The organism is Telluria sp. ZB4P34 (assembly GCF_059686055.1).
Genome location: NZ_JCASIF010000020.1, coordinates 62,339 through 69,948 on the forward strand (window position 1 = coordinate 62,339; position 7,610 = coordinate 69,948).

Consider the following 7,610-nt stretch of genomic DNA (forward strand, 5'->3'; position numbering starts at 1 on the left):
GCTACCTCCCGCGCCGGCCGCTAGCGCTGCGCTTGCGCCACCAGGGCCAGTAGTTCCAGGGCCGCCACCGGCTTGACCAGGTGATGGTCGAAGCCTGCCGCAAGGGCGTTTTGCCGGTCCTGTTCCTGCCCGTATCCCGTCAAGGCGATCAAGGTCATCCCTGCCGCCTCCGGCAGTGTCCGCAAGCGGCGCGCCAGCTCGTTGCCATCGATCTCGGGCAGGCCGATATCGAGGATGCAGATTTCTGGCAGGGCGGCTTTGGCCCGTTCCAGCGCGCGCAAGGGGCTGTACTCGACCATGACCTCATGGCCTTCCGCCTCCAGGCACATCCCCAGCATCTGGGCCGCATCGACGTTGTCATCGACCACCAGGATGCGCCGCGCAGCCGATGGCGCCGTCGCCAGCTTGTCTTGCGGGGCAGGCGCCGGCGCGGCCGCATCGGCAGCGCGCGGCAGGCTCACGATGAAACGGCTGCCCTTGCCTTCGCCCTCGCTGCGGCAGGCGACGCTGCCGCCATGCAGCTCCACCAGGCTTTTCACGAGCGCAAGGCCGATGCCGAGGCCGCCCTGCGAGCGGTCCGCACTGCGGGCGGCCTGGGTGAACAGGTCGAACACGCGCTCCTGCAATTCGGGTGCGATGCCGATGCCGTTGTCGGCCACCTCCAGCGCCACGTCGGCATCCGTCGCTCCCATCCTGAGTTCGATGCGCCCGCCGGCCGGCGTGTACTTTGCCGCGTTGTTGAGCAGGTTGCTCAGCACCTGCACCAGGCGCTTGTGGTCGCCCAGCACCTGGGCGGCGTCCGAGGCCAGCTCCACCACCAGGCAGTGGCGCTTCGCTTCCATCAGGGGCCGCGTCTGCTCGACGGCGTCGGCAATCACCCCCTTCACGTCCAGGCGGGCCCGCTGCAGCTCCGCCAGGCCGCGCGTGACCCGCGAGACGTCCAGCAGGTCGTCCACCAGGCCGGTCATGTGCGTCACCTGGCGCGAGATGATCTGGCTGGTGCGCCGGCGCAGCTCGGGCGCCAGGTCGCGCGATTCGAGCAGGTCCGCTGCCGCGCGGATCGGCGCCATCGGGTTGCGTAGTTCGTGCGCCAGCATGGCGAGGAACTCATCCTTGCGCCGGTCGGCGTCGCGCAGGGCTTCCTCGGCGCGCCGGCGCTTGGTGACGTCGATGCAGACCGCGAGGATGCTGTTGGAGGCATGTTCGCCTGGAACCCGGATCAGGCTCACCGTGTTGTTGACCCAGACGATGCTGCCGTCCGGACGGACATAGCGTTTCTCGATCTCGAACGGCTCGCCGGTAGCCACGGTCCGCTTGAACAGGGGGGCATTGCCCGGCAGGTCGTCAGGATGCGTGATCTCCTGCATGCGCATCGAGAGCAGTTCCTCGCGCGTGCGCCCCACGATCTGGCAATAGCGGTCGTTGATCTGCAGGATACGGCCCGTCAGGTCCACTTCGCAGATGCCGGCAGCCGTCTGCCCGAACACCGACTGCAGGTGCGCCTCGCTCTCGCGCAGGGCCTGCTCGGTACGCCGGCGCTCGGTCAGGTCGACAAAGGTGCAGACCGCGCCCTGCAACTGGCCGTCCTGCCAGACCGGCCGGGCGCGGTACTCGACCGGGAAACCGGTACCGTCCAGGCGGAAGAACATCTCGCCCTCCACCAGCGCCGCCTCGCCGAACTGCGCGGCGCGGTAGATCGGGCAATCCTCGGCGCGGTAATGCGAGCCGTCCGTGTGCGAGTGGTGGATGAGGTCGTGCAGCTTCCTGCCGATGACCTCCTTCTCGTGCCGGAATCCCAGCATCCTGAGGAAGGCCGCGTTGCACATGATCGTCACGCCCTCGCGGTCGACCGAATAAAAGCCTTCGTCGGTGCAGTCGATCAGCAGGCGCAGGTAGTCATGGCCGCCGCGCACGCGTTCCTCGGCCTGGCGCAGCTCGATCGCGATGCGGCTGCGCTCGATCGATTCCCAGCAGCGGTTGGCCACGGCTTCCAGCAGCCGTACTTCATGTTCCTGCCAGCGCCGCGGCGCGCTCCCGTGCAGGGCCATGCCGGCCACCCAGCGCTCGCCCTTGATGACGGGGATGGAGATCACGGCGCGGATGCCGGTGTCGCGGTAGGCCTGGCGCACGTCGTCCACCCGCGCATCAAGCTCGGTGTCGTCGACGACATAGGCCTGGCCCAGGCGGTTCAGGCGGACGAACTCGGCGCCGAAGTCGGCCAGCGCGTAGCGTCCGACGATGCTGGGCACGCCATTGGTGTAGTTGCCGGTGAGGGTGAAGCTGCCCAGGTCTTCGCTGACGTAGGCATAGGCACAACGGTCCACGCCGAGATGCTCGCCCAGCAGGCGCGCGGCGGTCTGGGCGATCTGTTCCGGGTCGGTGAGCAGCCGGATGGCGTCGTCGAGCCCGGTGATGAAGCGGTAGCGGGCGAGCTCGGCATGCAACGAGGAATCGTCATCCGCTCCGTCCGTGTGCATTGGTTTAGATGCCATAGTGTCCCGTCAATTTTTCTCGATTATAGCGTTCGCATAAATTGCTCACTACGAGATACCTGTAAGCAGCTTTATGGCCTGTGTAGTGATATAGTTTTCACAGCAAACTGGTAACGTTTCCAATATCGTGCTTGGCACAGACATGAGGAGTCAGGGATGCACGTTCGCAGCAGCAGGAGAACCGTTCGGGGGCTGGCCCACACGTGCCGGCTGGGCATGGCGTTCGTGGTGTTGGTGGGCGCGCTCGGCGCCTGCTTGCCGTCCGTGGCAGCGCCGGCTGCCGCGCCGATCGCCGAACCGCGCCAGATGGTGCGTGCCGAGGGCGCGCGCTGGGTCACGGCCGACGGCAAGCCGATCGTGCTGAAGGGCGCCAACCTCGGCAACTGGCTGATCAACGAGTTCTGGATGATGGGGCAGGGTAGCAACGGCATCGACGACCAGTGCCGGCTGGAGGCGGTGCTGGACCGGCGCTTCGGTTATCCGGAACGCGAACGCCTGATGACGCTGTTCCGCGACAACTGGATGAAGACGGAGGATTGGGACCGGCTGGCCTCCTTCGGCGTCAACCTGGTGCGCATTCCGTTCATCCACACGGTGGTCGAGGACGAAAAGAAGCCGGGCACGCTGCGGGCCGACGCCTGGCGCTACCTGGACTGGGCCATCGGCGAAGCGGAGCGGCGCGGCATCTACGTCATCCTCGACCTGCACGGCGCCGCGGGCAGCCAGGGCTGGGAGCACCACAGCGGCTGCGCCGGCCGCAACCAGTACTGGAGCGTGCCTGAATACCAGCAGCGCACGGTGTGGCTGTGGCAGCAGGTGGCGGGGCGCTATCGCGACCGTCCCTCGATCGCCGGCTACAGCCTGCTGAACGAACCATGGGGCACGGACTCCGCCAACATGGCCGCCGTCGTCGAGACCCTGTACCAGGCGGTGCGCGCAGTCGACCCGAACCACGTCATCATCCTGCCCGGCCACGTCAAGGACGACATCCGGGCCTACGGCAACCCGCGCGAGCGCGGCATGCGCAACGTCGCCTTCGAGATGCATCCCTACCCGGGCCACTTCGGCTGGGCCACGCCAGGACGCGAGGTGCACCGCGGGTGGCTGCGCTGCGCTGCCGGCAGCACGAACGCCGTGTGCGATTGGGACCGCCGCATCCAGGCCCTGGACACGCCCTTCTACCTGGGCGAGATCCAGCCCTGGGCCGGCATGGGGCAGGAACTGGGCGGCCAGGTGGCGCGCGCCAGTTTCGATACCTATGCGAAGCTGGGCTGGGCGGCTACCGCATGGTCGTACAAGTACGTGAGCAACAAGGGCGGCCACGGGGAAGGCACCTGGGGCATGGTGACGAATGCCGAGGGGGCATTGGTGCCGCCGCTGGACTTTAATACCGCGCCCAAGACGCGCATCGAAGCGCTGTTCCGGCTGTTCGGCACCTTGCGCTACGAGCCGCACGGACCCTTGCAGCGCTGGATGACGAGCAGCACGCCGCCGGATCCGTTCGCGCCGGGCGCGCAGTAAGGACATACAGGCGGGGGAGAGTTGTCCTATGATGTCAAACTGTTCAGTTCCGCATTTCCGACAAATAGGAGAACTCCCTTGCAAGCCAAGTCACTGACGCTGCATGCCGTCCTGTTCGCCAGCCTGGCGGCGGCCTCCAGCGCCCACGCCGCGCCCCAGGCGGCTTCCATCGCCGCAGGCCAGACCACCTTCCAGAACAACTGCGCCAGCTGCCACAGCGTGGACCCGAGCCTGTCTTCGCGCGCGGGCCCGGGCCTGTTCCGCGTACTCGGCCGCAAGGCGGCCGGCGTCCCCGGCTATAACTACTCCACAGCCTTGGTGAAAGCCGGCGCTGCCGGCAAGACCTGGACCCGCGAAGAACTGGACCTGTTCCTGGCCGACCCGGCCAACAACGTACCGGGCACCACGATGCCGGTCGGCGTGCCGGACAAGCAGACCCGCGCAGCGCTTGTGGACTACCTGGCCAGCCTGCAAGGCCCGGTCACTGCCGTCGCAACTCCGGCCCCGGCCAAGGCAGCCACCGCCGCTGACCGCCAGGGCGGCTGGGACGACAACCAGCCCGGCCGCATCCACCACATCAAAGTGAGCGACCTGCCACCGCCCTTTGCCACCAGCAGCGCCGGCAACGGTCCGCGCGTGGAAGCGCGTCCGAACGGCAGCATGCCGGTCGTGCCGCAGGGTTTCAAGGTGAGCGTGTTCGCCCAGGACGCCGACAAGCCGCGCGTGGCGCTGCGCGCGCCGAACGGCGACGTCTTCCTGGCCGCCACCGCCAAGGGCCAGATCAAGGTGGCGCGCGCGAAGAACGGCCAGGCAGCCGACGGCGTCGAGGTGTTCGCCACCGGCCTTACCCGCCCCTACGGCATGGCCTTCTGGCCGTCCGGCGCCAATCCGCAATACCTGTACGTGGCCAACATCAATTCGGTCGTGCGCATCCCCTATCGCAACGGCGACCTGAAGGCGCGCGGTGCGCCGGAAGTGGTAGTGGCCACCCTGTCCGACACCAGCGGCGGCCATACCACCCGCACCCTGGCGTTTTCGAAAGACGACAAGACCATGCTGCTGTCGATCGGCTCGGCCACCAACGTGGCCACCGAGATCGGCGCGCAGCCGCCCGAGCCGATCGCGCAATGGGAAGCCAGGCACGGCGTGGGCGCCAGCTGGGGCGTCGAGACCGACCGCGCCACCGTCATGGCTTTCGATGCGGACGGCAAGAACCGCCGCACCTATGCCACCGGCCTGCGCAACTGCGTCGGCATGCTGGTCTACCCGGCGACCGGCGACGTGATGTGCACCGTGAACGAGCGCGACGCACTGGGCGACAACCTGCCGCCGGACTACCTCACCCGCGTGAAGCAGGGCGGCTTCTACGGCTGGCCGTGGTACTACATCGGCGACAACGAAGACCCGCGCCTGAAGGGCCAGCGCCCGGACCTGAAGGGCAAGAGCATCGTGCCGGACGTGCTGATCCAGTCGCACTCGGCGCCGCTCGGCATGGCCGTCTACCACGCGCCGAAAGGCGCGAAGAACGCCTTCCCGAAGGAGTACGAGGGCGACGTCTTCGTGGCGCTGCACGGTTCCTGGAACCGCGGCGTGCGCACCGGCTACAAGGTGGTGCGCGTGTTCATGAAGAACGGCGTGCCGACCGGCCAGTACCAGGACTTCATGAGTGGCATGGTGCTGAGCGACCGTGACGTATGGGGCCGCCCGGCCGCCGTCGAAGTGGCGCAGGACGGCGCGCTGCTGGTGGTCGACGATGCCGGCGGTACGGTGTGGCGCATCGCGCCGCAGCGCTGATCTAGAATAGGATGTCCAGACGGCCACGACGGAGGATGCGATGAACGTGAACCAAACGCTGCGCATGGGGAAATCGGCATTCGCCGAATCGGCCCATGACGCCATCCTGGCCGAGCTGCCGCCTGGCCTGTTTCCCTACTGGCAGGAGAGCGCGCAGCGCGAGTTCCCCGGCATTTCGCGCGATGCTTCCTTCTACGCGCAGTCGGCCGAAGGCCTGGTGATGTTCTTCGACTGCGCCGCAGCCGCGGGCAGGCCGTGTGCGCTGCCCTCGCGCGCGGCCGACGCGGTCTGGCATGCCTGGACCCGCATGGATGCATCCGGTCTCGAACGCTTTTGCGTACGCCACTTCGGCAAGAAGATCCCGCACGTCGAGCGGGCCCAGATGGGGACCATGGGCGAGGCGCTGGCCGCCTGCCTGGTGCAGGCACGGCGCCATGCGTCGATACCGGCAGGAGGGCCCGAGCTGCCGCGCCTGTTCACGCTGGACGGCCAGCTCGGCATGCCGAACGGCTTCGGCTACCGGGTCTTCGGCGCCCGGATCGGCTGCTCGCTGCTGGACCGGCTCGGGCGCCCTGCGGGACGCCCGGGCTTCCCGAAAGCGCTGGCTCCGCTGGCCCTGTACCAGGCCGGATTGATCACCGCAGCGGAATATGCCGAGGCCCGCGACGCGGGCGGCGCATCCGGAGATGGCGGCCCCGTCGTTAGCGGCAGCGATGGGGGATGCGCCGATGGCGGCAGCGCCTGCGGCAGTGGCTGTGGCGGAGGATGCGGCAGCTGAGATGAACGGGAGCGCCGCGTGCTGCCGGCGTCGAGGCGATCTGCACCGTGCATCCGTGCCTGTGCGTTGAACGCGCGGCTCCAAAAATCGACAGGCTCGTCGCGACTTGCGTTTCGTCATCATCGGCCGAGTCGCCGTCCACTGAGGTGTGCGGATGACCACGCCGGAGGAAGCGATGAATGTCAGGGAAATGCCGCATGCGGCGGCGCACACCGTGGAGTTGGAATTCGCCCAATCGTCCTACGCTGCCGTGCTGGCCGAGATAACGGCCGTGCTGTTTCCCTGGTGGGCCCCGGACGGCGCACGAGGAATTTCCGAGCATTCCCCGCGATGCGTCCTTCTACGCCCAGTCGGCCGAAGGCCTGATGATATTCTTCGATTGCGCCGCTGCTGCCGGCAGGCCGTGTGCGCTGCCATCGCGCGCAGCCGACTATCCCGAAGGCCGGCCCCGCTCTCCGGGCGCCCTAGCGCCGCGCGGCCTGCTGCAGGCAGGCTTGATCAGCGAAGCGGAGTACGCCTCGGTTTGCGGTCCCGTCTGCGTCCCCTCGCATAGCGCGTAGTCCGGCGTCGATAGCGATGTAGACGTCGACGGCGACGGCGCGATGACGGCCTCGCTGGTGGAACTCACACCCGATTCCTCGCTGGCCCCGGTGGCGAACTGGCCATCAACCGCTTCGCCGCGAGCTCGCCGCCGACGCTGGAAGATTTCGGCCGCCTGTTCGGCGCGATCGGCCCGCGCCCGGTGGAGGTGGAAGAGCTGATCGATACGCTGGGTCCCTGCGACCGTCCGACGCTGCTGCGCGGGCTGGCCTGGCTGTGCAAGATGGACCTGTTGCGTGTCGTGGACTGAAGGCGCTCGCGGCGCTGCAGCTGGTGCAGCCCATCGCGACTCGTAGGGTGGTCGGCAGAGTGAACTGACCCCAAATTGTTGGACGTTAAGTCGTTAAGCGCCCATGGCCTGGGTCCTGTACTGTACAGGGCTTTGGCCTTTTAGTTTAAGTTTGATGCGGTCGTTATTGTAATAC

At 67.6% G+C, this 7,610-nt stretch carries 5 protein-coding genes; 3 read left to right on the forward strand and 2 right to left on the reverse strand.

Going from position 1 to position 7,610, the window contains the following annotated elements; all coding sequences use genetic code 11:
- Positions 1-20 precede the first annotated feature (20 nt).
- Positions 21-2,492: a hybrid sensor histidine kinase/response regulator gene (locus AC56KL_RS21355; RefSeq protein WP_497182188.1), complete on the reverse strand. Its 2,472-nt coding sequence runs from the start codon at positions 2,490-2,492 to the stop codon at positions 21-23.
- 156 nt (positions 2,493-2,648) lie between these two features.
- Between AC56KL_RS21355 and AC56KL_RS21360 the strand changes: the two genes are divergently transcribed.
- From AC56KL_RS21360 to AC56KL_RS21370, 3 genes are all read left to right on the forward strand, one after another.
- Entirely contained in the window at positions 2,649-4,013 is a 1,365-nt protein-coding gene (locus tag AC56KL_RS21360; protein ID WP_497182189.1) for a glycoside hydrolase family 5 protein, read from the forward strand.
- A gap of 78 nt (positions 4,014-4,091) precedes the next feature.
- The gene (locus tag AC56KL_RS21365; RefSeq protein ID WP_497182190.1) at positions 4,092-5,807 is read left to right on the forward strand and encodes a PQQ-dependent sugar dehydrogenase; all 1,716 of its coding nucleotides are present in this window, start codon (positions 4,092-4,094) and stop codon (positions 5,805-5,807) included.
- Between the two features lie 40 nt (positions 5,808-5,847).
- Positions 5,848-6,585, forward strand: a complete 738-nt coding sequence (locus AC56KL_RS21370) for a UCP032817 domain-containing protein (RefSeq protein WP_497182191.1) — start codon at positions 5,848-5,850, stop codon at positions 6,583-6,585.
- 943 nt (positions 6,586-7,528) lie between these two features.
- Here the strand turns inward: AC56KL_RS21370 and AC56KL_RS21375 are convergent.
- A partial coding sequence (locus AC56KL_RS21375; protein WP_497182192.1) for an IS3 family transposase occupies positions 7,529-7,610 on the reverse strand: 82 nt, incomplete at its 5' end.